The sequence below is a fragment of the Gluconobacter japonicus genome (assembly GCF_002723975.1).
GTDB lineage: Bacteria > Pseudomonadota > Alphaproteobacteria > Acetobacterales > Acetobacteraceae > Gluconobacter > Gluconobacter japonicus.
This window is the reverse complement of the sequence record NZ_BEWO01000007.1, coordinates 97,865-122,902: the sequence shown is the minus strand read 5'-3', so window position 1 is coordinate 122,902 and position 25,038 is coordinate 97,865. Positions and strand designations below refer to the sequence as shown.

Genomic DNA, 25,038 nt, shown 5'->3' with positions numbered 1-25,038 from the left:
TCTACTTCCGTTTCGTACGCAGCAAAATCCGCACGGAGCCATGATTGGCGGCGTGCGGATGCACAACAGCAAGCACCATCGGGCGAATATCCGCCCTCTGAAGCCACAGCGGCAGTTCACGACGGATCAGGCCGCTCGTCGCTCCACTTCCCAGCCCGGTCACAACCTCGACACAACGCCAGTTTCTGGCCTTGGCGCGATGCATGAACTCGATCAGGCGATCAAAAGCGTCCTGAACAATATACCCATGCAGATCCAGCTTGGCATCGACCTTGAGATTGCCACGCGAAAGACGCTTCCAACTCGTATCATCCAGCCCGGGTGCACGAACCCCAATGCGGAGATCCTGCGCTCGGGTCCGGCGAACCACCGGGCGCGCAAGCATCGCCCCAAAAGACAACTCCCTTTCCGGCACCGTCACAGCGGCCGACAGAGCCTTCATCGGCTTTGGGTCTTCCTTGATCTTCTGGGAAACGGGCTGCGGCTCAGGCTTCGCGCGAGCAGGATGCATGGGAGCAATATCGCGCACGACCATGCGCCACAAAGCCACTTCCTCCTCCTTCAAAACCCGTTTTGCCACGCATGTTTCCTCTGAACCGACCCTGATCGCGCAACCCGCACAAACCTGCGAAACGTGTAACTGCTTCCATGGCTCTCGAACAATGGCAAAGGCCAAATTTCCTGACCTTGCCTCATCGGAGACAATCCCGTCTGATATGACCGGATGGGAGCATGATTGAATGGATATGACGGATCTGGCTCAGTTCTGGGCCAAAACAGACATGCAAACCGGGGCTCTCCACCCCATGCATCCTGTCCTCGCACATTGCCTGGATGTGGCAGCCGTTGCGATTAGCCTGCCGGAAAGCATGCTCCCTCTTATCAATCATCAACCTCTGGATCGGCGGCTTCTAGGCTTTCTCGCCAGCCTGCATGACATCGGCAAACTGGGAGCAACCTTCCAGTTCCTCCGCCCGGACCTCTGGCCTGCAGCTCTTGGCCATACTCCCGCCGCCCTCCCTCCAGGTCCACGACACGATGCTGCGGGCTTACAGCTTCTGGGACAACTCAGTACTCACCCCGTGTTGCGAACCCTTTTCCCGGACTGGTCAGTAACGGAAAAACTCCGGATTTTCACAGGGGTTGCCGGTCATCATGGCAAACCGGTCAGCCGAGCCTACCAACGTCCTGCAAACCTGATGTCTCTTGGAGAAAAAACTCTGGAAGCAGCCCAATCCTTCCTGACCGTCATGGCCTCTCTTTTCCAGCCGCCCCCCTTCCCGGAAGACATCACGGAAGCAGCCATGGACAGTCTCGCCTGGCGCCTCGCGGAATATCTCCCGATAGCAGACTGGATTGGTTCAAACCATACATGGTTTCCCTATATCAACCCCCAGGACCTGAAAGACCCCTCCGCCTATTTCTGGAACAAAGCCCTGCCCCAGGCCCAGAAGGCCGTTCTACAGGCAGGACTTGGGTCTGTTCGCACCACGCCTTTCCAGACAGCAAAGACTCTTCTGCCCCACCTCGAAAAGCACGCCCTCTCCCCATTGCAGCACTGGGCTGAAACCGTCCCACTTCCTGATGGACCAACGCTCATCGTCATTGAAGACATGACCGGGAGCGGCAAAACGGAAGCGGCCCTGATTCTGTCCCATCGGCTGATTGCACGCGGCCACGCCAGCGGACTTTTTCTGGCTCTTCCAACCATGGCAACAGCCAATGCAATGTTTGATCGTGTCGCTGCGGCATACGGGAAAATGTTTCATCCCCTGGATCGGCCATCCCTTGCGCTCGCACACGGAAAAGCCCGCCTTTCAGAGCGGTTCACGCAAACAATCCTTTCGGAAAAACCGTCTTTTTCAACGCCAGAGCATCAGAAGCAACCCGGCGAGGCCGCCTGTTCCGAATGGCTGGCCTCGGAGAACCGGCGCGCGCTGCTGGCGCAGGTCGGTATCGGCACCATCGACCAGGCTCTCATGGCCGTCCTGCCCGTCCGTTACACGACCGTCCGACGGCAGGGACTAAGCAACAAGATCCTGTGCTGTGACGAAATTCACAGCTTTGACCCATACATGACTGAGGAAATGAAGGAACTTCTGACTCTTCACGCCTCTCGTGGCGGCTCAGTCATCCTTCTCTCCGCAACCCTGTCCCATGCCCTCAGAACCACACTGGTGAACGCATTCCGCAAAGGACTGGGTCTGCCCGGAACGACTCTGCAGGACACGCATTACCCTCTGACCACACTGGTCTCGACAACCGCTCCCCCTATGGAAACGCCCTGTGAACCACGTCCCGGGCTGGGCAGAACCGTTACAATCAACCGGCTTTCAGACCCGGACGAAGCTGAAGCCCGTATTATGAACCTCGCTAGCACCGGCGCTGCCATTGCATGGATCCGCAATACCGTTGATGACGCCATCGCAAGTGCCGAAGCCCTTCGTGCCAGAGGCGTGAAAGTTCAACTGTTCCACGCCCGTTTCGCCATGGTGGACCGACTTGCAATCGAGCAGGACATTCTTCGGAAGTTTGGCAAACAGTCGTCCCCCGAAGAAAGGACTGGCGTTCTCGTTTCTTCGCAAATCCTGGAACAGTCTCTGGACGTGGATTTTGATGCCCTCATTACGGACCTTGCCCCCGCTGATCTCCTGATCCAGAGAGCGGGGCGCCTCTGGCGTCATCATCGCAGCAATCGCCCCCTCAGTTCCCCGCAACTGGATATTATTTCCCCGCCCCCTGTTTCGGATCCGGATGCAAACTGGATCCGCCGTGTCCTGCCCGGAACAGCGGCCGTTTATCGAGATCCTGCCCTGCTCTGGCGCACGGCTCGCGCGCTATTTTCACGCAATATTCTCCGAACCCCCGAAGACGTTCGTCCGATCATTGAAGAGGTTGCAGACTCAACATCCCCTGACAGCGTTCCCGCTGCGCTTGAAAAAGAAATGCTCACCACGCAGGGCAAAAATATCGGCGCCCAGGGGTTGGGACGACAGACGGTTCTGAAAACGGGCGAGCCCTATGATCCCGGAACAGGCCAATGGGATACCGACCTGCAGGCCCGCACACGACTGGAAACCGATCCAACAGTTGTGGTCCGCCTTGCGCTTCTCAAAAACGGCATCATTCGCCCTTACGCAGACGACGACGATCCCGCACGGGCATGGGCACTCTCTGAAATCCGCGTGGCCCGCAGACGCCTGACATCCTGCTCTCCCCCGGAAGGCCTACAAACCGCCATTGAAACCGCCCGTGCCTGCTGGCCCCGCTGGGAGCGGGAGGCCGTGAACGACATTCTGGTCCTTGTTCTGTTTGCGGCGGAGGAAGGTGGATTTGAAGGGACCGCCTGCGACAAAGATGACAATGCTTTGAGACTCCAGTATCATAAAGCCACTGGGTTAATGTTCCCCGCATAAGCGGGGATGAACCGTTCTATTTCCTACCTTGGATAGGTGCTTTAACCCGCGTTCCCCGCGAAAGCGGGGATATTTTTTAAGTTCTATTTTCTACCATGGATTATCAATATTGCTTTCTAGGGTTTGTTCTGTCACCTTTCGGAAATGAGGTGGCTCAGCTTTGATTTCAGCCTCTACGCTGAACCACCCCCGCAAACACAAGGAGATTTTATGCACCCCGCATCTGAAACGACCTTCCATCACATCCTTCAAGAGGAAAGATCAGGAAGGAAGCCGCTATCCAGCTTAACGCCTTTACCCCCTGTTTCGCAAAAATATTCTCTCTTCCATTTGCTTTATATCCTAATCCCAATCAGTATTCTCTTTCTGACCTTCCATGCTTTGGAAGCATATGTTTCTACTATCAAAATAAGCGCGAATATCTCCGTAATTTTTCATACTCACGGAATTTCATAAATGTTTGATTTGATAAAAACATCCTGGATTCCAATCCGACGAAGATCCGAAAAGACGGAGATTATCCGTCCTTCCCAGATTGTCGAAAATATTGAGACCGATCCAGTTGTTGACTTCGATTGGCCCCGCGTTGACTTCCAGATTGCCAGTATCGAATTCCTGATCGGGCTATTGGCAACGGCTTTCCCGCCCGCCACTGAACGGAAATGGCGTACTCTCTGGCGCACCCCTCCCACACCGGAGGACTTGGAAGCCGCATTTGAGCCTATGCGGAAAGCCTTCAATCTGGATGGTTCTGGCCCCCGTTTCCTCCAGGATTTCGAGCCCCTCTCAAATGGTAGCGAACCCATTGAGCGCCTTCTGTTCGAAGCCCCCGGCGAGCAGACGATCAAGAAGAACATGGATCTTCTCAACCATAGAAACCGCGTGCAGCGCATGGGGCGTCCAGCAGCAGCCATAGCGCTCTACACCATGCAGTCCTGGGCCCCCTCAGGCGGCAAAGGAAACCGGACCGGCCTTCGCGGAGGAGGCCCCCTTATCACATTCGTAACCCCATCCGACCATGACGCGCTTTGGCATCGGTGCTGGGCCAACGTGCCACTGGGCACTCCACCCAGCGAAGCAGATCTGCCCAAAGTTTTCCCTTGGCTGGTCCCAACGCTGACCTCAGAGAAAAACCTTGAAATCCTTCCAGACCTGAATGCGCACCCCTTACAGGCCTGGTGGGGAATGCCACGTCGGATCCGGTTCAATTTTGAAGAGCAACCCAATGCCCGGTGTGACATCACGGATGAGCCGGACGACGTTCAGGCAACAGGGTGGTGTCAGCGCCCTTATGGCGCCAACTACAACTACTGGGCGCCCCGTCACCCCCTGACGCCAACCTACCGTCCGGGGAAGGACAAGGAACTCCTGTTCCAGCATCCGCAACCGGGCGGCATTCGGTACCGGCACTGGCTTGGATTAGTGGTCCCGACAGAAACATCTTTTGAAGCGCCAGCCATCCGCACCTGGATCAATGACCGCCAGCCAGATCTGGACGATGGCGACACTCCCCGCCCGATGGATCGCTTTTTCGCGGGCGGCGCAGATTTCGACAACATGAAGCTCCGCAGCTTTGCCGAAAGCCATTTTCCTCTCCCCCGGGCCGCCACGCCTGAAGACCAACTCCTCGTTGACGACATGGCACGCAGGCTTGTTCAGGCCTCCACCCTCGTGGCCGATACCCTTCGCTCAACCGTACGCGCTGCTCTGTTCTCGGCAGGAGCGACGGTCAAATTGGATGCGTCTCTTTTCACCTGCCTGCGCGAAGAGTTCTGGAACCGCACGGAACCAGCATTTTTCGAGCATCTGACCCAATACAGCCAGAACCCGACAGCGGCACAGGACCAGACCTGCCATGACTGGTTGGCAGATCTCCGTCGTGTCGCGCTGGATCTGTTTGACGAATACGCTCCCGCTACGCCGGATACGGACATTCAGGAATGTATTCAGATTGGGAACGGCCGTCGCTGGCTCATCAGCACCCTGTACGGACACTCCAAAGACGGGAAGCAGCTTTTCGAGTTCCTGAAGCAGCCGCTTCCGCCCAAAGCCCCCAAAAAGAACGGGACAAACCATGCGTCTTGATAAGGAAACAACCGAAACCTTCGTGACATGGTGGCGAGACCTGTATCCGACCAATCCTGATCTTCAAACGGGTGGTCGGCGCGCCGTTAGCGCGCGCCTGCGGCGATGCGGCTCTGTCTGGGATATCATGATGGAACCCGCGTTCGCCTCTCTGGTGCGTCAGTTCCCAACCGCTCCGTCCCCCGAGGAGTTGCCCGCGCTGGCTCTCACGATGGGCGTGCTCGCGCATGTTCGGACAGAAACACCCACGCCAAAAGCACCGGACGGCCAAAAGGCTTTTCGAAATGCCGTTGCCCGGGAAGTCGGACCAACAGACTTCGGCGGCTCCCCGAATGAAGTGGCAACCTCCGCAAGATTCAAACCCAATCGATTGGAAAAGCTGCTGGAAACCCGCGATCCAGAAGAGTGTCTGACAGCTTTCCGCCGCCTTGTGCGCCTGGCCAACGCACCGCTCAACATCCGCGATCTGGCACACTCCCTTCTTCGCTGGCCGGCAGAAGATGCCGCCGCAGACCGTATCCGCACCCGCTGGGTGCATGACTACTGGGGCATTGGCTCTCAGAATCCCCTCTCCGCCCTTCCCGCCGACGCCCGATAAGGACATTTCCCATGAGCCGTTTTCTTCAGCTTCACCTTCTGACGTTCTTCCCCCCGTCCAACCTGAACCGGGATGATCTGGGCCGCCCCAAGACGGCCATGGTCGGGGGAGCCAACAGGCTTCGACTGTCTTCACAAGCCCTCAAGCGTGCATGGCGGACTTCTGAAGCCTTTGAAGCAACGCTTGAACACCATCTTGGCAAGCGCACCCAGCGCATGGGACAGGACATTCTGGATCATCTGATTGCAGCAGGTCAGGACACTAAAAAAGCCACCAAGATTGCCCGTGAAGTCGCAAGTATCTTCGGCAAACTCAAAAAGGAAGAAACTTCAACCGCGATCGAACAGCTTGCCTTCATTTCCCCTCGTGAGAAGGCAGCCGCTCTGGAACTGGCAGATCGCATGGCGGGTGGTGAAAAGATCGACCCAAAGAAAGAAGCAGCCTCCGTGCTCCTGCGGGCTGATACCGCCGCAGACATCGCCCTCTTCGGGCGTATGCTGGCAGACAATCCTTCCTTCAATCGCGAAGCCGCAGCGCAGGTGGCTCACGCCATCACAACGCACAAAGTCTCCATTGAAGACGACTACTATACCGCCGTTGATGATCTGAAGACGTCCTCCGAAGATGCAGGCGCAGGCTTTCTGGGTGAAGCCGGGTTCGGGTCAGGTGTGTTCTACCTGTATCTGTGCATCAACAGGGATCTTCTGAAGACCAATCTTGGCGAAGAAGACGATGGCACACTCGCCGCCGCCACGCTCGGCGCTCTGACACGAGCAGCCGCAACCGTCGCCCCCAGCGGCAAACAGAACAGCTTCGCCGCCCATGCCCGCGCCCATTACATTCTGGCTGAAAAAGGCAACCAGCAGCCGCGCACACTGGCTGGGGCCTTCGCCCAGCCAGTCACCGGCACAGACATCGTGGGCGCTTCCATCGCCCAACTCAAAACTTTCCGGGATCAACTCAACAAGGCTTACGGCCCCGGTTCTGACGCACAGGCTGAGCTGGTACTGGGCGGCGATGGAACACTGGAAGAGATCGTCACCTTCGCGCAGAAGGCCTGACTTTCATGCCACGCTATCTGACCTTCGCCCTCGTTGCGCCGCTCTCAGCCTTTGGCGGCGTGGCAGTCGGGGAACGGCGGGACGGGTTTGATCGCCCGGCTCGCTCGGCTGTTCTGGGACTGGTCGCCGCCTGCCTGGGCCTGACGCGGGAAGACCTCCGCCAGGACGATCTGGCGCGCGATTACGGTCTGGCGCTTCTCTGCCACGCTCCCGGCCAGTTGCTGACGGACTTCCACACGGCCCAGATGCCATCCGCCCAGCGGAATACGCGCTTTTACACCCGCGCTCAGGAACTTGCGGTCTCAGACCTGAATACAACGCTCTCCCGACGGGACTACAGGGCCGGAAGCTGGCATCTCGGCGCCCTGTGGCAACGCAGCGAAACACCCCCATGGTCTTTGGAAACTCTGGCACAGGCCATGCATGAACCGGCTTTCACACCATATCTGGGGCGCAAATCCTGCCCGCTTGGTCTGCCCCTGGCTCCTGACCTCCAGAGCCATGACACTGCCGTTTCCGCACTGCGCGACCGCTATCGGCATGGCCCTGAAAGCAGAGTGTCGATCGGACGTTCATCTTCTTCCCCAACAGCGCCTCAGGAAAGCACAACCCTGCGTCATGCACTGGCCCGAACGGCTCCGAACCGCAGGCACTGGGCTGAGTGGGATCGCCTTGCAACCACGCCGGACCAGAACCCCGAACACACAATGCGGCACATGATCGTCATGGATCAACAGGATGCCGAAACCCATGGCGCGCCTGATGACACCGTCCAGACCGTCTTCCGCAGAGACCAGCCACGCTCCCGAACCCGCTGGCAGTTTGACCTGAGAGAGGAGGCCGTCATGACGGTACCGGTTCTGTGATGTCGCTCTACCTCTCCCGGGCACGTCTGAGGCGGGACAGTCAGGCGCTTTCGGCCCTGTCCAGCCTTCTCCTGCCACACGACGCCAGCGCCCAGATCAAAAGCGGACATCACTTAATCTGGGCGTTGTTCGGAGACACCCCCGAGCGAAACAGGGATTTTTTGTGGAGACAGGAGGAGCCGGGCAACTTCTATATCCTGTCCGAACGTCCACCCGCAGACCCACACGGCCTGTTCGAAATCGACGAACCCCGACCGTTTGAACCCAATCTGCGCCCCGGCGATCAGTTAGAGTTCAGACTCCGTGCCAACGCCACCATCAGCCGTGCTCTCCCCGGTCAGAAGCGGGGCAAGCGACATGATGTTGTCATGGATGCGCTGCACCATATTCCTGGCAAACAACCATCAGAAAGTGGCAAATCAACCCTGCGCGCCGAAGCCCGCCTCGCCCTTGTTCAGGACGCTGGCGCAGCATGGCTCACACGCCAGGCGCAGGAGAGAGGCTTCTCGCTTCCCGTCCCTCCACGGGTGGACAGCTACGATACCGTTGTCATCCCCCGAACGCTTCAGCAGAAACCTGCAACCTTTGGCGTCATGGAGTTCGAAGGCATCCTGACCGTCACAGACCCTGAGCTTTTTCTGACCAGCCTGCGCAATGGCCTCGGACGAGCCAAGAGCTTCGGCTGCGGCCTGATGCTCATCCGGCGGGCCTGGTAAGACATCATGACGGAGCGGCCGGTCCCGGGGCTCCCACCGCCCCGCCCTATTCCCATCCGGGAACGGTCTTCCATCCTGTTTGTTGAAAAAGGACGGCTGGATGTTCTGGATGGTGCCTTTGTCATGGTCGATGAACGCGGCATCCGCACCCACATTCCCATTGGAGGCCTGTGCTGCCTGATGCTCGAACCCGGTACCCGGGTCAGCCATGCCGCCACAGCCCTCGCCGCCCGAGCAGGAACGCTCCTGATCTGGGTCGGGGAAGCAGGGGTACGCCTGTATGCTTCCGGACAACCCGGAGGCGCTCGCGCAGACCGACTTCTCTATCAGGCAAAACTGGCTCTGGATGAAACGGCGCGCCTGAAAGTCGTGCGCCAGATGTACGTTATGCGTTTCGGCGAGGAAGCTCCAGCCAGACGGTCCGTCGACCAGCTTCGCGGGATCGAAGGCACCCGCGTTCGGGAGACCTATCGCCTTCTGGCCTTGCAGTACGGCGTAAAATGGGAGGGGCGACGCTATAATCCACAGGAATGGTCATCCGCCAACGACATCAACCGGGCTCTTTCAACAGCTGCCTCCTGCCTGTACGGCATCTGCGAAGCCGCTATTCTCGCAGCCGGATACGCTCCCGCAATTGGGTTCCTTCACACCGGGAAACCCCAGAGCTTCGTCTACGACCTCGCCGATATCGTAAAATTCGAAACCGTAGTTCCGGAAGCATTCAGAGTCGTCGCAGCCCTTGAGAAAGGCCGCATGCTGGACGGCGAGACCATCACGAACGTGACGGGAACCGTCCGCCGGAGATGCCGGGATGCCTTCCGCCGAACCAGAATTCTGGAACGTCTTGTCCCAATGATCGAAGACGTTCTCTCCGCAGGCGGCCTCTCCCCTCCCGAAGCACCGGAAGAAGCCATGCCCGTGGCCTTTGAAGACCCGGAAGGATTGGCCGATGCTGGTCATCGTGGTTGAAAATGCCCCACCACGCCTGCGAGGACGGCTTGCCGTCTGGCTGCTGGAAATCCGTGCAGGCGTTTATGTCGGAACTTATGGTAGAAAAGTCCGGGAAATGATCTGGCAACAGGTCTGCGCCTATATCGACAGCGGCAATGCCGTCATGGCCTGGGCCGCCCCGAACGACGCTGGATTTGAGTTCGATACCTGCGGTGCAAACAGACGTTGCCCCGTAGATCTCGATGGATTTCGCCTGGTCGAATTCGGCCCCGAAGCAGCCCTCCCCCTCCTGCCCGGCCCTCTTAATTCTCCCAACCGAAACAGGCGTTAGAAACCCTTTGAAAATCGGTAGCTTTTTGAAGTGGAAAAATTCCCTTCTTAATCATAAACTTGCACACAAGAGTGTTCCCCGCACATGCGGGGATGAACCGACGGATTTACCGTTACCTGTTGGGCCGAAAACGTGTTCCCCGCACATGCGGGGATGAACCGAACAATGCCGAGTTTAGGCGTAACGTTTGACTGTGTTCCCCGCACATGCGGGGATGAACCGGCGTTTCACTTCTCTTGATAATGAGACTCGGGGTGTTCCCCGCACATGCGGGGATGAACCGGAACCCAACTATATCAAACAGGCTGCGGTCTCGTGTTCCCCGCACATGCGGGGATGAACCGCCGCATCAAGGACAAGTTTCTCTCTGAGTGGGGTGTTCCCCGCACACGCGGGGATGAACCGGCTACTGTCGTGAACACGCTTCACCTGGCTGGGTGTTCCCCGCACACGCGAGGATAAAGCGTCAGAACCAGATCTGTAATACCTGCACAAACCTTACTGCCCGTCCCACATACCCTTGCAGACAAGGAGACATCCCATGAGCAAACTCACAAAAGAAGAACGGGACAGCCTACCTGACGATGAATTCGGGCTCCCTGAAAAACGGGCCTATCCTGTCGATACCAAGGCACGAGCACGCAATGCGAAAGCCCGCGCTACGCAGGAGTTAGAACGGGGGCTTCTCACACCGGAAGAGCGGGATGAAATTGACCGTGCCGCAGATCGAAAACTGAACGAAGACTAGCCAGAATCAAAAACGGCTCCGGATCACTCCGAGGCCGTTTTCTCTCAACACCTAATCAGTTCGCCTGCGCCGCCCGCAGCGGGGCATCAGCAGGAACATCCTTGAGCGGAATCCCTTGATACTTGCCCGTCAGGGTCTTCAGGAACGCCACGATGTCTGCAACATCCTGGTCGGTAATATCATGATCCGGCGTTTCGTAACGTGCCATGGCACGCACAGCAGCATCCAGTGTTTTTGCTGATCCGTCATGGAACCAAGGACCGGTCAGTTCAACGTTCCGCAGGTTCGGCACCTTGAAGCGTTCACGATCAGACGGATTGTTGGTGAACGAGAAGCGTCCATCATCCGCAGCCGTCAGCTTGCTGTGACGGTCTTCGAAATATGGCCCTTCCAGGCCCAGAATTTCGTAGGCATCCCCACCAACCGCAACACCACTATGGCACCCTGAGCAGCCAATCGCCTTGAAGCGCTCATAGCCGCGCTTTTCCTGCGCCGTAATCGCGTCTGCCTTGCCTTTCAGGTACAGGTCAAAGCGGCTATCAGGCGTAATCAGCGTCTTTTCATACTCGGCAATCGCATCGGTCACGGTGTTCTTGGTAACATCGTCAGACCCGTAAACAGCCGTGAACTGATCCGAATAACCCGGCTCTGCCCGCACGCGATCCGCCACAGCAGTCCAGTCATGCGACCCCATTTCCAGCGGGTTCATGACCGGGCCAGCAGCCTGCTCGGCCAGATCCTTGGCACGACCATTCCAGAACTGCCCGATATTGAAGACGGAGTTATAAACCGTCGGCACATTGATCGGGCCGGTCTGGCCGTTGATGCCAGTCGCAGTCGTCTGATTGTCCACGCCGCCCTTGTCCAGACCATGGCAGCTTGCACAGTTAAGCTGGCCGTTGCCGGAAAGCTGCTTGTCAAAGAACAGGGTACGGCCCAGTTCGGCCTTCTTCCAGTCCACGGCAATTGTTTCCGGGATCGGCTGAATGACTTCACCACGAAACTGCGGCGCCACATCCGTGCTGGCATAATAACGCTCGCGCTGGTCACGCACCCATTTCAGAATATCCGCACGCTGCTTCTCGTTCAGGTGAGCGTGCGGATGCATCGTGAGATAAGCGGCCGGTGGCATCCGGTTCTGTACAATGACTTCTTCGATACGCGAAAGCTGTTCAACGGAAGGCGGCTTGCCTTGCTGGAACGCTTCGATGATCGGCGCAAATTCAAAGTGACGCTGCCCCTGTTCCAGATCCCGGTTCATGATCTGATTGGCCAGCGGGAGTTTGAAATAGAACGGAAGATCGGCATTCCGCGTGTGACAGTAATCACAGCGCACTTCCTGAAAAGCTGCAAACGCCGTCATGGCAACAGGGTCATGACGTGTCGGGCTATTGGCTGGAAGCTTGGGCGCGCCAGCATGATCGAAATGCTCAAGATAGGTGACTGTACCGCCCCAGGCGACAACGCCCAGTGCCACCAGACCGGCAATTCCTTTGGTAAGTGTGCTGCGACGCACCGCAAATCTCCTCACTGTCACGATATCGTGAGATTTGGAGACTGTAACAGAAGAAGTCAAAACGATTGATCCTGTCAGACACACAGGTCTGACCGATCATTCGTCCTCCCAGTCTTCCTCCGGCGTGCCAATGGCAGCCCGCAGACGCTTGCGTGCAATGTTGACGTAACGCGTATCTTTCTCGACCCCGATACCCGACAGCCCCTTGCGTTCTGCGGCAATCAGGCTCGTGCCCACGCCCATAAACGGGTCAAGCAATACACCGCCAGGCTTCAGACCATGCAGACGGATACAGGCTTCCGGTAGCGCGATGGGAAACGTGCCCGGATGGCTGAACTTTTCTTTACGACTCCGAACTGTTTCATAAGGAATAAACCACGTATCGCCACGACAGCGCCGGTCCATCTCGTGCTGCCTACGGGAGATATTGCTCTTGTCCGTAAAGGGGACGCCCGCATCCAGCCGAGCCACTTTCACGTCGCCCTTCTTGGTCAGATGGAAGATGTGCTCATGGTTCCGGTTCACGAAGCGCGGCGAATTCAAAGGCTTGAAATGCCCGTACGTGATCTCACCCACCGAAATTGACTTGATCCAGGTGATATGGTTCTGGAGCACGAACAGCTTCCGCAACCGGGACATCAGTTCAAACGGAAGCCAGGGCTGAGATGATGAGCCCGCGATATTCAGGAAGAACGATCCATCATCCTTCATGATCCGCTTCACGCTGGCACAGACGTCTTCCATCCAGTCCAGATAGGCATCTTCAGGCAACTGGTCCTGATAAGTGCGGTACTCGATACCCAGATTATACGGCGGGGATGTGACGACAATATCGACACTCTGCGACGGCATCCGCCGCAGAACGGTCGTGCAGTCTCCACGGATCATCGTATGGGCGCCGAGCGTCTCCCGGCGGCTACGGATCATGGGGCCGAGGAATCCGCAGGAGGACGTGGCAGCAGAACAACCATCCTGCCCCCTTCATGCAGATTACCGGCCACATACTGGGCAAAAGCACCCCATCCGGTAAACAGATCGGCCCGCCCTGCGCCTTTAATGTCCGTCCCGATATCCTGTGCAAAGACCAGATGCTGCCATGGCGCAGGCTGACCTTTGGCATCCGGCAATTTCGTCTCGATCCAGAGCGGGGTCGCGAACGGAATAACAGACCGGTCAACAGCAACAGACCGACCAGCCGTCAGCGGCACGCCAAAAGCCCCAGTTGCGCCCTGAGCAAGACTGCCATCATCGCGACGGAAAAAAACGTAATTCGGATTACGCTCCATCATTGCCATCATGCGATCCGGATGCGCTTCCAGCCAGCCGCGGATGCTGTCCATGCTGACGGCCGAGGACGCCAATTCGTTATCCTGAACCAAAACACGGCCCAGCGGCACATAAGGCTGACCGTTCTTCCCGTCGTAACTCATCCGGATCTGGGAACCATCAGGAAGAAGCAATCGACCCGATCCCTGAATTTGCAGGAAAAACAGGTCCACCGGACTTTTCAGCCAGGCAATTTCCAACCCCTGCCCGTCCAGCGCGCCCTGGTCAATTTGGGCACGATCATAATATGATTTGAACTGACCATTGTCCCAGCGCCCAGTAACCATCTGACCATTGGTAGCCTTAGTGCGAACAAGATCTTTGGGCCGCCCGTAAACCGGGGTTTGATAGGGGCCACCGCGTGTCAGAGAGGCTTCGATCTGTGGCTCGAAATAGCCTGTGTAGAAGGCATTTCCATCAACAGCATAAGGCTGGAACCATGTCTGAACATAGCTCCGGGCATCCGTCGTGGTCTCAAGAGCCGCACAGGCTGCAGACCAGTTCCCCGCTTCCCGGCCATAGGGCAGTTCGTCCGCGCCCCCCAAAGAGGTTTCTGGCGAAAGCTGCATGACCCGATGACAGTTCTGCCGCAGAACAGGCAGAAGAGAGGAAAAATTCTCCCTTTCCCAGCCTGCGAGAGCATCAAAGCTGGTCGCTGTCAGGGAAAGGGGAGCGGATGTCTCATTCTGTGTGGCGCAGCCCGCCACGAAGGCAAGCGCAACCAGTGTCAGCAGTTTTTTCATGATGCGCGTATATAATCAGGCCGGACAGGATGCCGCCAGACGCCATTGTGTTCCAGAGGCCCCAAACTCGCGTTCGAACAGCCACAGATCATGGAACTCGGTCACGGCATCCGTGCCCTGTACTGGCTCGCCCTGACGATCCGTCAACATGTTCACCTGACGCGACACAATCCGTACTTCGATTCGACCGGTCTGCGTATTGGCGTCCCCGGCAACAAGCATCGCATCCAGAATAGCCATGCTGTCGATACCACGAAGATCACTACGCTGCGTCTCACCGGCTTCCGTTCGTGCGTTAATCGCAGCCAGAAACGCCTCTTCTGTCTCCGGTGTCATCAGCCCTGACAGTGCCGCCCGGTCTCCAGCAGCGAAAGCCGGAACCACCTGACGGAAAATAGTCTCGGCGTCTTTCAGGAAGCCCTGCGGCGTGAAACTACCATCAAGCTGCGTCATCTGCCCCAAAATACCCCCCACACGCGTAGCTGGTGCGGGAATGTCATAATCGACCTGAGCAGCAGGCTCGGCTTGCCCCTGTCCGGCAGCGGCCGGAAGAGGCGGTGGCGTCTGGCGCGTCTGAGCCTGTCCTGCCGCTCCCGGGAACACAGGGGGGCGTGCCTGACGTACACCCTGCATCCCGATACGACGTCCCAGCACGCGATAAAGCCGGAAACCCAACGCAACCGCCAGAACGGCCAGCACCACGATGTCCCAGGGAAAGTCGTGGCCAGTATGACCGATCAGGGCGGACGGGAGATGAATGTCGTCAGAAGACATGAAGGTTATGTTTCACGCAGATCGTTAAGGTTTCTATTCTCTTACAGATAGGGCGACCGCGGCCCAATCTCAACCTCATGCATGCAGGAAGCCTGTCTTGGCGTGCATGACACATCATGCTACCGCCACTGTATCGCAATCGTTCCATTGCTATCCGCCTCGCGGATCGGGAGACCGTTTTATGTCCGAGACCATCAACGACAACGCCACGCAAAATCTTGACGGCGCTCCGCCGCAGATGCCGCTTGCTGTCAACCTGCAGTACACGAAGGACCTGTCCTTCGAAGTCCCGGCTGGCGCTTCCATTTTCGCAACGCTTCGCTCCGCCCCACAGATTTCCGTCAACATCGACGTTCAGGCAAACCGCCTCGAAGAAGAGCAGCCGGTTTATGAAGTGGCTCTGGCCGTCCGCGCCGAAGCTGCTGAACCCGCAGCAGAAGAAGGTGGCAAGGCTGGCCGCACGGTGTTCATCGCCGAACTGACCTACGCCGCTATCGTGACGCTGGGCAACGCCCCGCAGGAACTCGTCGAGCCGATCCTGCTGGTTGAAGTTCCGCGTCTGATCTTCCCGTATGTGCGCTCCATCATCAGCGACGTCACCCGTGACGGTGGTTTCCCGCCGGTGGTTCTGCAGCCGATCGACTTCGTGGCCCTGTGGCAGGCCAAGCGCGCCCAGCAGTTCCCGGAGCCAGCTGGCGAAGCCTGATCTTTCGATCAGTAAGGCCCGAGCCGTTCCAGCGGATCGGGCCACTCCACTGCACGCCAGTTCTTTTCGGTCAGGCGTGCAGCGATGGCCTCTGACAGACAGAGCGCCCTCACCCCGGACAGACTTTTCCTGTCCTGTTCATCCAGCGCCTCCATGAAGGCGTCTGCCGTTTTTCCGGAATAAAAAACAACGGCCTCGGCTTCGTGCCTCAACAGGGCCTCCCGAGCGGCATCCGTAAGCCTGACATTTTTGGTCACGCCATAAACGCTCACCCGGGATGCATTCAGTTCTTCTGCAAGATCCAGCCCGTAGCCTTCGCCGCAAGCCAGCAGGAGTGAGGGACCGGTCAGATTATGACTATGGCAATACGCAGCGAGAGAACACGCATCACCATCTGCCGCCTCGACCCATTGAAATCCCATATCGCGAGCACGGGCAGCGGTGCTTGAGCCCACAGCGACAATACGCTGATCGCGCGGCCAGTCCTGCAGCGCGACCAGTGCATTCGCACTGGTAATAGCGACAGCAACACATTCCCGCACCGCTATAGGCGCATAAGCCCGAACATCCAGCATTGGACAGGCGATCGCGTTCCATCCAAGACGCCGGACATCCTCCAGCGTGCCCGTCAGACCCGGTTCAGGACGCGTTACAAGAACGGCCTGTCGCTTCATGGTCAGGCGCGGATCATCTCAGCGAAAATGGCAGCAGGCGTATCCCGGCGCAGTTCCTCGGCCAGTTCCGTTCCCATGCGGGCGGCCTCCAACGGCGCGCCAGCAATTTCGCGACGAATCAGGAATGTTCCATCTTCACTGGCGATCATACCAGTCAGCTTCAGAACGCCATTTTCGATGCGAGCATAACCGCCAATCGGTGTCCGGCAGGAGCCATCAAGCTCAGCCAGAAGAGCGCGCTCCGCCGTCGAAACAGCCCGGGCTTCCGGATCTTCGATCGCGGACAGCAGTTCACGCAGTTCCGTATCACTCTCACGCACCGTCACACCCACAATGCCCTGCCCCGCAGCAGGCAGCATTTGATCCGGCTCGAGTACGATATCAACGCGGTCTTCCATCCCGAGACGGCGCAGACCAGCAAGTGCCAGAAGCGTAGCATCACAAGCGCCAGCCTGAAGCTTGTCCAGGCGGGTCTGAACATTCCCTCGCAGCAATCCGAACCGCAGATCCGGCCGGCGACTCAGCATTTGGGCCTGACGACGCACAGACGCACAACCAATCAGAGCACCTTCTGGCAAGCAGGCATACGGATCAGATGGATCGACCTTGAGCGTCCGATCACGAAGGATGATCGCATCACGCGCATCTTCCCGCTTCAGCGTACAGGCCAGAACAAGACCGGGAGGCAGATTTGTTTCAAGATCCTTGAGGCTGTGAACCGCAAAATCAATCCGTCCAGCCACAAGTGCTTCGTGAATTTCCTTGGCGAACAGACCTTTGCCACCAATTTCCGCCAGGCGCTGCGTAAGATTACGGTCGCCCTCAGTGCTGATCTGATGCTCCTGAAACGCTCCCATGTCGCGCAGGACCGGGCAAAATCGCGTCAAACGGGTCAGGAATGTCCGTGTCTGCCAGAGCGCCAGCGGAGAGGCGCGTGAGCCAACTCTGAGCGGGAGTTTGCGCTGACCGGAGGGGCTGGCGGCATGAGATCGGCGGACGGCTTCCGCCGCGACCTTTTGGAGGGCGTCGGAAGACAGGACGGAAGCATTCATGGACGGCAGCTTTAGCTCATTCACGCGGGGCTGTCATGATGAGAGAGACTCGGTCATAATGCATGGCATGTCCGACCCTGCTGCATTGCGCCCGCTTCTGGCGATCGAAACGTCCTGTGATGACACCGCCTGCGCCATTCTTGCCTATGATGGCACCATTCTGGCCGAAGGTGTCCTCTCCCAGAACGATCATGCCATTCTGGGTGGCGTTGTTCCCGAAATTGCAGCTCGTGCGCATCTGGATGCCCTGCCCGCACTGGTTCAGTCCGTTCTCGCCAAGGCCTCCCTCACACTGGCAGACATCGACACCTTTGCAGGAACAACCGGACCCGGCCTGATCGGTGGCCTGATTGTCGGCAGTTCCTATGCAAAAGGTCTGGCTCTTGCCCTCGGGCGCCCCTTCATCGCGGTCAATCACATCGAAGGCCATGTCCTGACGGCACGACTGCCCGCGCTTGACGCTAACCTTAAGTTCCCATTTCTGACGATGCTGGTCTCTGGCGGCCATTGCCAGTGCATTTCCGTGGAGAAGACCGGGCAATACATTCGCCTCGGAGGCACCATTGACGATGCCGCTGGTGAGGCTTTCGACAAAGTTGCCAAAATGCTCGGCCTCGGCTGGCCCGGCGGACCCGCTCTTGAAAAACTCGCCGCAGAAGGCCGGGATGATGCCTTCGCCCTGCCCCGTCCGCTCAAAGGACGCGAGGGATGCGACTTCTCGTTCTCTGGTCTGAAAACCGCCGTCAGCCGTCTTATCGAACCGCAGGGTTCCGGCGCACTCCCCCGCCAGTTCGCCGCTGATGTTGCCGCATCCTTTCAGCGCGCCGTTGCCGACGTCATGGCAGATCGTGCGGAACACGCGCTCACCATGGCGCCGCATTCCACGGCCCTTGTCGTGGCCGGAGGGGTCGCGGCGAACCGCACGCTACGCAGCGCGCTCGAAGCTGTTGCCGACCATCATGGCATCCCCTTTATCGCACCGCCCCTACGCCTCTGCACGGATAACGCCGTCATGATCGGCTGGGCCGCCCTGGAACGTCTGCATGCAGGCGAACAGCCACACGAAATCGACGTCGCCGCACGTCCCCGCTGGCCTCTTTCGGAACGCCAGCCCGCCACCGCATTGTCCTGACCCCCAAGCCGGAATACAGAACCCTTGAACTACCGCCACGCCTACCACGCGGGAAACTTCGCGGACTGCATCAAACACGCGATCCTTCTGGTCCTTCTGAAAGCCCTCGCCCGCAAACCGGCAGGGTTCTGCGTTCTGGACACACATGCCGGCTGCGGACAATACGACCTCTCTTCCGAGGAAGCCCAGAAAACCGGCGAGTGGAAAACAGGGATCGGCCTCCTGGAAGGTTCGGAAGACCCTGCGCTTCAGGAGTATCTGGCAGCCGTACGGGATCTCGGGCTGTATCCCGGCTCCCCGGCTTTCACACGCCACGTCCTGCGCCCGCAGGATGAACTCATCGCCTGCGAACTGCACCCGGAAGACGTTCGCCCTCTGCGTCGTCTGTTCCGGGATGACCCACAGGTCTCCATCCATCATCGCAATGGCTACGAGGCCCTACGCGCACTCCTGCCACCGAAGCATTTGAAGCGCGGTCTGGTCCTGATCGATCCCCCGTTTGAAAAGCTGGATGATTTCCAGCAATGCGCGCAGGCCGTTTCACTTATCCGCAATCGCTTCCGCGCCGGGATCGTGGCGGTCTGGTATCCGATCAAACATCGCACACCCGTCCGCGCCTTCTACAATGCCCTGACCGATGCTGGCATCCGAGACATCATCGCCTGTGAATTCCTGTTGCGCCCCGCCCTCGACCCCTCTCGCCTGAATGGATGTGGAATGCTGGTCGTGAACGCCCCATATGGGTTTGAGAACGAGGCCCGCACAGTTCTGGAGGCTATGAAAACCGGACTGGCTACAGAGGATCGGGAAGACATGCAGGTGCATATCGAACGACTGGCCGAAGAATGAGCATGACGGATCGCCATATCGCCGTCATCGGAGCAGGTGCCTGGGGAACGGCGCTCGCCTGTACCGCAGCACGGACAGGGGCGAATGTGACACTATGGATGCGTTCGCCTGTTGCCCCCGATGTTCGGGAACTCCCTCGCCTGCCCGGTATCCGCCTGCCCGATACAGTGCACGTCACGGGAGAATTTCCCACACAGGCCGATCTGGTCCTTCTGGTCGTCCCTGTTCAAACCGCACGGCAGGTCTCGACCTCACTGGAGCAATCTTTAACCCCCGGAATACCCGTCATCACCTGTTGCAAAGGACTGGAACAGGGCACATCCCTTCTCCCCCTTGATGTTCTCGCCGAAACCATGCCCGGTCGGCCAACAGCCGTCCTTTCCGGCCCGAATTTCGCCATTGAAGTCGCCCAAGGCCTGCCCGCTGCCGCAACGCTCGCCAGTGCGGATCTGCCGCTTGCCCAGCATCTGGCCAGTCAGCTTAATTCCTCGTCATTCCGCCTCTATGCCAGTGATGACATTGCCGGTGTACAGCTTGCCGGAGCTGCAAAGAACGTTGTGGCGATAGGGGCAGGCATCGTCATCGGCGCGGGGCTTGGTGAGAATGGACGCGCCGCCCTCATCACACGCGCTGTCGCAGAAATCGCCCGTCTGGCGGAAGCGCTCGGCGGTCGGGCATCCACCCTCGCAGGCCTCTCCGGCGTTGGCGATCTGATCCTGACCTGCACTGGCCGTGGGTCACGAAACTACAGCCTGGGCATCGAACTTGGGGAAGGACGCTCACTGACGGACATCCTCGCCTCCCGCACGACCGTGGCTGAGGGTGTTCTGACAGCTCCGGCACTCGTGGCTCTGGCGCAGAGCCTGAACGTTCAGGTGCCTATCATCGAAACCGTGACGCATCTGCTGTCAGAGAAGCTGACGATCGACGAAGCCCGGTCCCTCCTGCTCGATCGCCCGCCAACGGTGGAATAGAAATCTCTTTCAGGTTCAGGGATAAACATGAAAGCCTCATGGCACGCTTTCCTGACGACACTCGTTTTCTTTCTGCTTGGAATAAGCATCAGTGTGCTGGACTTCGTCGCGACAAAAGAAAATTTGTTCGGCAATTCCCTTTTCTGGGAATGCATCGCTATTGGTGCACCATCCTTATGGATAACGTTCTTTTTCAGCAAAAAGTCGATAGAGCCCTAACGCCTCTGAAGCCCGTCTCCAGAAGCCGCGTCAAACAAACAGTCCCGCAATCACTGCACTCATCGCATTGGAAAACGTTCCAGCCACAACTGCCCGGACAGCCAGCTTCGCTACATCCGTCCGTCGACGTGGTTCCGCACTCCCGAACGCGCCGATCAGAATTCCAATCGTGGAAATATTAGCAAACCCACACAGCGCAAAAGACAGGATCGTAATGGTTCTGTGAGACAGAGCATGCGCTTGGATCATCGGCGACAGATTCACGTAAGCCACAAACTCATTGAACGCGATTTTCTGACCCAACAGGCCACCCGCGACATTGCATTCCGCCCAAGGAACCCCGATCAGCCATGCGAAAGGCGCGAAAACCATTCCCAGAATGCGGGACAGAGACAGCCCAACCATGGCGAGCAGCCCATCTGTCAGCGCAATAATTCCCACAAACGCAATGAGAACCGCACCAACGGCAACGGCAATCCTGGCCCCGTTCATCGCGCCTTCGGCCAAAGCCTCGAACATGCTGTGATGGCCATGATCGGCCCCGGCAATTTCCGTGCTGGCATGCCGCGGACCGGGGAACAGCACCCGGGAAAACAGTATACCACCCGGAATAGCCATGGCAGACGCTGCGAGCAGGTTCTCCATCGGCACACCCAGAGACGCATACCCGGCCAGTACGGACCCCGCGATAGAGGACGTCCCGCTACACAGAACGGTCGCCAGTTCTCCCATCGACAATCCAGCCAGACAACTCTGAAGCACGATGGGCATTTCGCTTTGCCCGAGAAAAATCGTCAGAACTGCGGAGAAAGATTCAATCCGGGTGGTTCGCAAAATCTTGGCAAGCCCCCCACCAATCAGTCGGGACAAAAACTGGAGAACGCCCCAGTGCTGCAACAGCGCCAGAAGGGCCGCGACATAAACGATTTCAGGCAGAACTTTCAGGGCAAAAACAAAGCCACCATTGCCCAGCACATCCGCCATTCTGGGCCCAACGAGCCCACCAAACAGAAAAGCGCTTCCCTGGTCGCCGTAAGACAGCACTTTTGTAATACCATCAGAAACCAAATGCAGAAGATGCGCGCCCATCGGAACCCAGAGGATCACGGCAGCAATGGCAACCTGCAAAGCGAGTGCCCGCAGAACGAAAGCCCAGTCGATTGCCCGACGGTTCGTAGAAAACAGCGCGCCAAGACAAAGAAGACCGGCCATGCCGATCAGGACGCGCAGGATCACGAACAGAAGCTCCCTTTCAGAGACAGAACGGTTCCCAAACTGTCTGCATGACAGCGCCGTGTCCAGCCCTCCTCTCGCGTCCGACGCGTTATGCCATTACACTCATTCAAAACGAGAGGGAGAAACCCATGTCCTGCGCCTATGACTTCCACCTGCCGGGCCTGTCAGGTGAAACCATCGACCTCTCCGCCTATCGTGGCCGCCCACTTCTGGTGGTCAATACAGCATCAAAATGTGGTTTCACGCCTCAATATGAAGACCTGCAACATCTCTGGTCTCTCTACGGGCGAGACAAACCTGATGGACTGATGGTTCTTGGCGTCCCGTCAAATGATTTTGGCGAGCAGGAACCAGGATCAGCGGAAGAAATTAAAACATTCTGCTATCGGAATTATGGCGTGACTTTCCCCATGGCCGCAAAGGCTCATGTGAAAGGACCAGAAGCCATTCCCCTTTTCCAGTGGCTTCGTCAGGAGGGTGGCTTCCTTTCGCGCCCACGCTGGAATTTCTACAAATATCTGATCGGCCGTGACGGTAATCTCACCCGCTGGTTCACGCCGCTGTCAAAACCGACTTCGGGACGGGTAGAAGAGTCCGTCCGCCGGATTCTTCTCGATCACTGATCCCGCATTATTCCGGAATCTCGTCCGCGCAAGAACCTCTTCAATTAGCGCAACATTCCGGAGATCAGCCTTGAAGACAGTATCAAACACATCTCCAAGAAGCGGCACCACACCAACAGCCGCTTCGATTCCGACATTCAGCAGCATCTTGCGAACAATGCGCCTTCCAACGCCCATCCGATGGCCTTCCCACACGATGTAAAGTGAAAGAAGCGTTCCAAACGCAAGCCCACCCGGAACAAGGCCCAGAATCGTATCTGCACCCGCCCGCAGGCGCAGACCGGGAATGCGCACCGCAGCATTCAAAATCCAGGCAAGGCGCCTCAACTTCTCCAACTTCTGCATGAGGTCTTCGGTGCTGGAGGGAGACGTAGTGAACGAAGTTTTGGTCATGATACAAAACAACACAGCAACGGGATCGGAAGTTGCGTCTTTTTCCTTGACGCCATGCACTCAAAAACGCCAGCTTCATGACAGCAATATGACAGGAGGCTTGTCATGACGGTGTCTGTTCTGCGCCCTATTCTGCCGCTACTGGTCGTTGCCGCTCTCGGGGCACTCACGCCGTCTGTTGCCCATCACGTCTCAAGCTTTCTGGGCCTTCCCGGCATCTTCTGGGCCAGTGTCATGTTGACTCTGGAAATCGTCCTGCTCTGCATCGGGCTGGCTGCTGTTCGCCCGAGCATGACCCGCCCTTCCGAGAAGCTGTACGCCCGGGAAACCGTTCTGCGATAAAAATCGTTCCTTCTGCCCTCAGGAGGATATGTTACCTGCTGACGGGATAGGCTAGAGACGGGAAATGCTTCGCAATTTCCTGACTGTTGGCAGCTGGACCATGCTTTCGCGTGTTCTGGGCCTGATCCGTGACCAGCTTCTCGCAGCGTTCCTGGGCGCAGGCCCGGTGCAGGACGCGTATCTGGTCTCCCTGCGTCTGCCCAACATGTTCCGGCGCCTCTTTGGCGAGGGTGCGTTCAATGCCGCCTTCGTGCCAATGTTCACAGCGAAATATGAAACAGAAGGCCGAGCGGCTGCCCTGCGTTTCGCGGGACAAGCCCTTTCGGCCCTTATCGCATGGCTCGTGATTCTGACGGTTCTCTGCGAATTGTTCATGCCGCTCATCATTTCAATTCTGGCCCCAGGCTTCCAGGGCGAGCGTTTCGCACTGGCCCTGACACTGACGCAGATCACCTTCCCTTATATGATTATGATCTGTGCGGCGGCTCTTGTGTCCGGCGTACTGAATGGTCTTGGAAAATTCGGTGCTGCTTCCGCTGCCTATCTGAGTTTCAACATCATTGGCATCGCCGCCATCTTCCTGGGCGCATATGTCTGGCACAATGTTGCCTTCACAAGCGCCTGGGGCGTGACGATTTCCGGCGTTGTGCAGCTTGGCGCGCTCTACTGGGCCGCTCATCGGGCCGGAGTTGCTCCACATCTGATCCGCCCGAGTTTTTCACAGGATATCCGCGCCCTGCTGCGCCGCATGGGGCCGGGCCTTGTCGGGTCTGGCGTGACCCAGATGAACCTGATGGTAGACACCATCATTTCTACCCGCCTGCCGGTCGGGTCTCCCTCCATCCTGTACTTCGCAGATCGAATCAACCAGCTTCCCCTTGGCGTTCTGGGCGCAGCGGCTGGCACAACGCTCCTGCCGCTTCTGACCCGTCATGTCGCGAACAAGGATCGTGTTTCCCTTCACACCAGCCTGAACCGGGCCCTTGATTACGCGCTCCTCCTGACGCTACCCGCTACCGTCGGGCTGATTGCGCTTGCACCGTCCATCATGGCTGGCCTCTTCAGCTACGGGCATTTCACGGTTGCAGACGCTATGAAATCTGCACAGTCGCTCCGTGCCTATGCGCTCGGACTGCCTGCCTTCGTGCTCATCAAGGTCTTTTCACCGGGCTTCTTTGCAGAGGGCGACACCAGCACGCCAGTCCGCATCGGCTTCTTCACACTTGCCCTGAACCTTGTTCTCAATCTAGCACTGTACAAACCGCTCGCCCATGTCGGCCCTCCGTTGGCCAGCACGATCGCCGCACTCGTCAACGTCGCCATTCTGGCCGTCCTTCTTCGTCGTCGTAACGTTTTCAAACCCGATCCCCGCCTGAAGAGTCGCGTCACACGTATCGTCGGAGCGGCCATCATGATGGGTCTGTGGGTTGCCGCCGCCCAGAAATTCGTCGCTCCCGATCTGCCAAACTGGCACGGTGTCTGGCGTCTGGGGATGCTTGGCGCGCTAATCATTTTTGGCGGCGTAGTGTATGCCATCTCCCTCGACGCCCTGAAGGTCGTGAAACTCCGGGATGCAGCCGCGGCGTTGCAAACGCGCATCGCCCGACGCCGCACTCGCTGAGAGAGTCATCCTGCCGGTTCACACACCGGCAGGGACAGGGTAGTTTCCCGCCCCTCCCCTTTCACTACCGGAGACTGGACCCATCG

The 25,038-nt window shown here is 58.1% G+C and carries 25 protein-coding genes and 1 CRISPR repeat array; of the genes, 16 read left to right on the top strand and 9 right to left on the bottom strand.

The genetic code is table 11. From position 1 onward, the window contains the following. Nucleotide 1: 1 nt before the first annotated feature. Complete coding sequence (locus tag GJA01_RS06880) at nt 2–580, bottom strand: Smr/MutS family protein (RefSeq protein ID WP_099282318.1); 579 nt, start codon at nt 578–580, stop codon at nt 2–4. Nucleotides 581–740: 160 nt separating this feature from the next. On the opposite strand from GJA01_RS06880, the gene GJA01_RS06875 reads away from it, so the two are divergent. The 9 genes from GJA01_RS06875 (at nt 741) to GJA01_RS06835 (ending at nt 10,772) form a co-directional block, all read left to right on the top strand. Continuing rightward, entirely contained in the window at nt 741–3,416 is a 2,676-nt protein-coding gene (locus GJA01_RS06875; RefSeq protein WP_099282316.1) for a CRISPR-associated helicase/endonuclease Cas3, read from the top strand. Between the two features lie 456 nt (nt 3,417–3,872). Further along, a complete protein-coding gene (casA, locus tag GJA01_RS06870) occupies nt 3,873–5,501 on the top strand; it encodes a type I-E CRISPR-associated protein Cse1/CasA (RefSeq protein ID WP_062502717.1) in 1,629 nt (542 codons plus the stop codon). After that, on the top strand, nt 5,491–6,099 hold the full coding sequence (casB, locus tag GJA01_RS06865; protein ID WP_062502716.1) for a type I-E CRISPR-associated protein Cse2/CasB: 609 nt from the start codon (nt 5,491–5,493) through the stop codon (nt 6,097–6,099). The genes casA and casB overlap by 11 nt, the downstream gene beginning before the upstream one ends. Nucleotides 6,100–6,110: 11 nt before the next feature. Beyond that, nucleotides 6,111–7,160: a type I-E CRISPR-associated protein Cas7/Cse4/CasC gene (cas7e, locus tag GJA01_RS06860; protein ID WP_062502715.1), complete on the top strand. Its 1,050-nt coding sequence runs from the start codon at nt 6,111–6,113 to the stop codon at nt 7,158–7,160. Between the two features lie 5 nt (nt 7,161–7,165). Continuing rightward, nucleotides 7,166–8,026: a type I-E CRISPR-associated protein Cas5/CasD gene (gene cas5e, locus GJA01_RS06855; RefSeq protein ID WP_062502714.1), complete on the top strand. Its 861-nt coding sequence runs from the start codon at nt 7,166–7,168 to the stop codon at nt 8,024–8,026. Continuing rightward, nucleotides 8,023–8,742 carry a type I-E CRISPR-associated protein Cas6/Cse3/CasE gene (cas6e, locus tag GJA01_RS06850; RefSeq protein WP_099282314.1) on the top strand — a complete coding sequence of 240 codons (720 nt, stop codon included), beginning with the start codon at nt 8,023–8,025 and terminating at the stop codon, nt 8,740–8,742. Before cas5e ends, cas6e begins: the two co-directional genes overlap by 4 nt. Before the next feature lie 6 nt (nt 8,743–8,748). After that, nucleotides 8,749–9,711 (top strand): type I-E CRISPR-associated endonuclease Cas1e, encoded by a 963-nt coding sequence (gene cas1e / locus GJA01_RS06845; RefSeq protein ID WP_062502712.1) that lies wholly within the window; start codon nt 8,749–8,751, stop codon nt 9,709–9,711. After that, a complete protein-coding gene (cas2e, locus tag GJA01_RS06840) occupies nt 9,692–10,024 on the top strand; it encodes a type I-E CRISPR-associated endoribonuclease Cas2e (RefSeq protein WP_062502711.1) in 333 nt (110 codons plus the stop codon). The genes cas1e and cas2e overlap by 20 nt, the downstream gene beginning before the upstream one ends. Before the next feature lie 71 nt (nt 10,025–10,095). Then, nucleotides 10,096–10,490: direct repeats of the CRISPR family, unit length 29 nt; unit sequence GTGTTCCCCGCACATGCGGGGATGAACCG. A 75-nt stretch (nt 10,491–10,565) separates the two neighbouring features. Then, entirely contained in the window at nt 10,566–10,772 is a 207-nt protein-coding gene (locus GJA01_RS06835) for a hypothetical protein (protein ID WP_010502791.1), read from the top strand. A 55-nt stretch (nt 10,773–10,827) separates the two neighbouring features. On the opposite strand, the gene GJA01_RS06830 is transcribed toward GJA01_RS06835, so the two are convergent. The 4 genes from GJA01_RS06830 to GJA01_RS06815 form a co-directional block, all read right to left on the bottom strand. Then, entirely contained in the window at nt 10,828–12,288 is a 1,461-nt protein-coding gene (locus tag GJA01_RS06830) for a cytochrome-c peroxidase (RefSeq protein ID WP_062502710.1), read from the bottom strand. A 96-nt stretch (nt 12,289–12,384) separates the two neighbouring features. After that, nucleotides 12,385–13,215 (bottom strand): DNA-methyltransferase, encoded by an 831-nt coding sequence (locus GJA01_RS06825; RefSeq protein WP_010502789.1) that lies wholly within the window; start codon nt 13,213–13,215, stop codon nt 12,385–12,387. Continuing rightward, nucleotides 13,212–14,357, bottom strand: a complete 1,146-nt coding sequence (mltA, locus tag GJA01_RS06820; RefSeq protein ID WP_062502709.1) for a murein transglycosylase A — start codon at nt 14,355–14,357, stop codon at nt 13,212–13,214. Before mltA ends, GJA01_RS06825 begins: the two co-directional genes overlap by 4 nt. Nucleotides 14,358–14,372: 15 nt before the next feature. Then, on the bottom strand, nt 14,373–15,131 hold the full coding sequence (locus GJA01_RS06815) for a Tim44/TimA family putative adaptor protein (RefSeq protein ID WP_062502708.1): 759 nt from the start codon (nt 15,129–15,131) through the stop codon (nt 14,373–14,375). Nucleotides 15,132–15,312: 181 nt separating this feature from the next. Between GJA01_RS06815 and secB the strand changes: the two genes are divergently transcribed. Beyond that, nucleotides 15,313–15,837 (top strand): protein-export chaperone SecB, encoded by a 525-nt coding sequence (secB, locus tag GJA01_RS06810; protein ID WP_023945232.1) that lies wholly within the window; start codon nt 15,313–15,315, stop codon nt 15,835–15,837. Between the two features lie 8 nt (nt 15,838–15,845). On the opposite strand, the gene GJA01_RS06805 is transcribed toward secB, so the two are convergent. Both GJA01_RS06805 and hemC read right to left on the bottom strand, forming a co-directional pair. Beyond that, on the bottom strand, nt 15,846–16,511 hold the full coding sequence (locus GJA01_RS06805) for a uroporphyrinogen-III synthase (protein ID WP_062502707.1): 666 nt from the start codon (nt 16,509–16,511) through the stop codon (nt 15,846–15,848). Nucleotides 16,512–16,513: 2 nt separating this feature from the next. Next, a complete protein-coding gene (hemC, locus tag GJA01_RS06800; RefSeq protein WP_062023850.1) occupies nt 16,514–17,587 on the bottom strand; it encodes a hydroxymethylbilane synthase in 1,074 nt (357 codons plus the stop codon). Between the two features lie 34 nt (nt 17,588–17,621). On the opposite strand from hemC, the gene tsaD reads away from it, so the two are divergent. Genes tsaD through GJA01_RS06785 form a run of 3 tightly spaced genes read left to right on the top strand, consistent with a single transcriptional unit; the run spans nt 17,622 to nt 20,518 of the window. Continuing rightward, nucleotides 17,622–18,695 carry a tRNA (adenosine(37)-N6)-threonylcarbamoyltransferase complex transferase subunit TsaD gene (gene tsaD, locus GJA01_RS06795; protein WP_062502706.1) on the top strand — a complete coding sequence of 358 codons (1,074 nt, stop codon included), beginning with the start codon at nt 17,622–17,624 and terminating at the stop codon, nt 18,693–18,695. A gap of 24 nt (nt 18,696–18,719) precedes the next feature. Continuing rightward, on the top strand, nt 18,720–19,544 hold the full coding sequence (locus tag GJA01_RS06790) for a 23S rRNA (adenine(2030)-N(6))-methyltransferase RlmJ (protein WP_062502705.1): 825 nt from the start codon (nt 18,720–18,722) through the stop codon (nt 19,542–19,544). Next, the gene (locus tag GJA01_RS06785; protein ID WP_062502704.1) at nt 19,541–20,518 is read left to right on the top strand and encodes an NAD(P)H-dependent glycerol-3-phosphate dehydrogenase; all 978 of its coding nucleotides are present in this window, start codon (nt 19,541–19,543) and stop codon (nt 20,516–20,518) included. Before GJA01_RS06790 ends, GJA01_RS06785 begins: the two co-directional genes overlap by 4 nt. Before the next feature lie 249 nt (nt 20,519–20,767). On the opposite strand, the gene GJA01_RS06775 is transcribed toward GJA01_RS06785, so the two are convergent. Next, nucleotides 20,768–21,949: a NupC/NupG family nucleoside CNT transporter gene (locus tag GJA01_RS06775; RefSeq protein ID WP_062502719.1), complete on the bottom strand. Its 1,182-nt coding sequence runs from the start codon at nt 21,947–21,949 to the stop codon at nt 20,768–20,770. A 152-nt stretch (nt 21,950–22,101) separates the two neighbouring features. On the opposite strand from GJA01_RS06775, the gene GJA01_RS06770 reads away from it, so the two are divergent. Then, on the top strand, nt 22,102–22,596 hold the full coding sequence (locus GJA01_RS06770) for a glutathione peroxidase (protein WP_010502768.1): 495 nt from the start codon (nt 22,102–22,104) through the stop codon (nt 22,594–22,596). Here the strand turns inward: GJA01_RS06770 and GJA01_RS06765 are convergent. After that, the gene (locus GJA01_RS06765; RefSeq protein ID WP_062502718.1) at nt 22,537–22,989 is read right to left on the bottom strand and encodes a DUF4112 domain-containing protein; all 453 of its coding nucleotides are present in this window, start codon (nt 22,987–22,989) and stop codon (nt 22,537–22,539) included. The two genes, GJA01_RS06770 and GJA01_RS06765, sit on opposite strands and share 60 nt — an antisense overlap. Before the next feature lie 105 nt (nt 22,990–23,094). Here GJA01_RS06765 and GJA01_RS06760 point away from each other — a divergent pair, with 105 nt between their 5' ends. After that, on the top strand, nt 23,095–23,331 hold the full coding sequence (locus GJA01_RS06760; protein ID WP_007282397.1) for a hypothetical protein: 237 nt from the start codon (nt 23,095–23,097) through the stop codon (nt 23,329–23,331). A gap of 64 nt (nt 23,332–23,395) precedes the next feature. After that, entirely contained in the window at nt 23,396–24,952 is a 1,557-nt protein-coding gene (gene murJ / locus GJA01_RS06755) for a murein biosynthesis integral membrane protein MurJ (RefSeq protein WP_062502702.1), read from the top strand. Nucleotides 24,953–25,038: the final 86 nt, after the last annotated feature.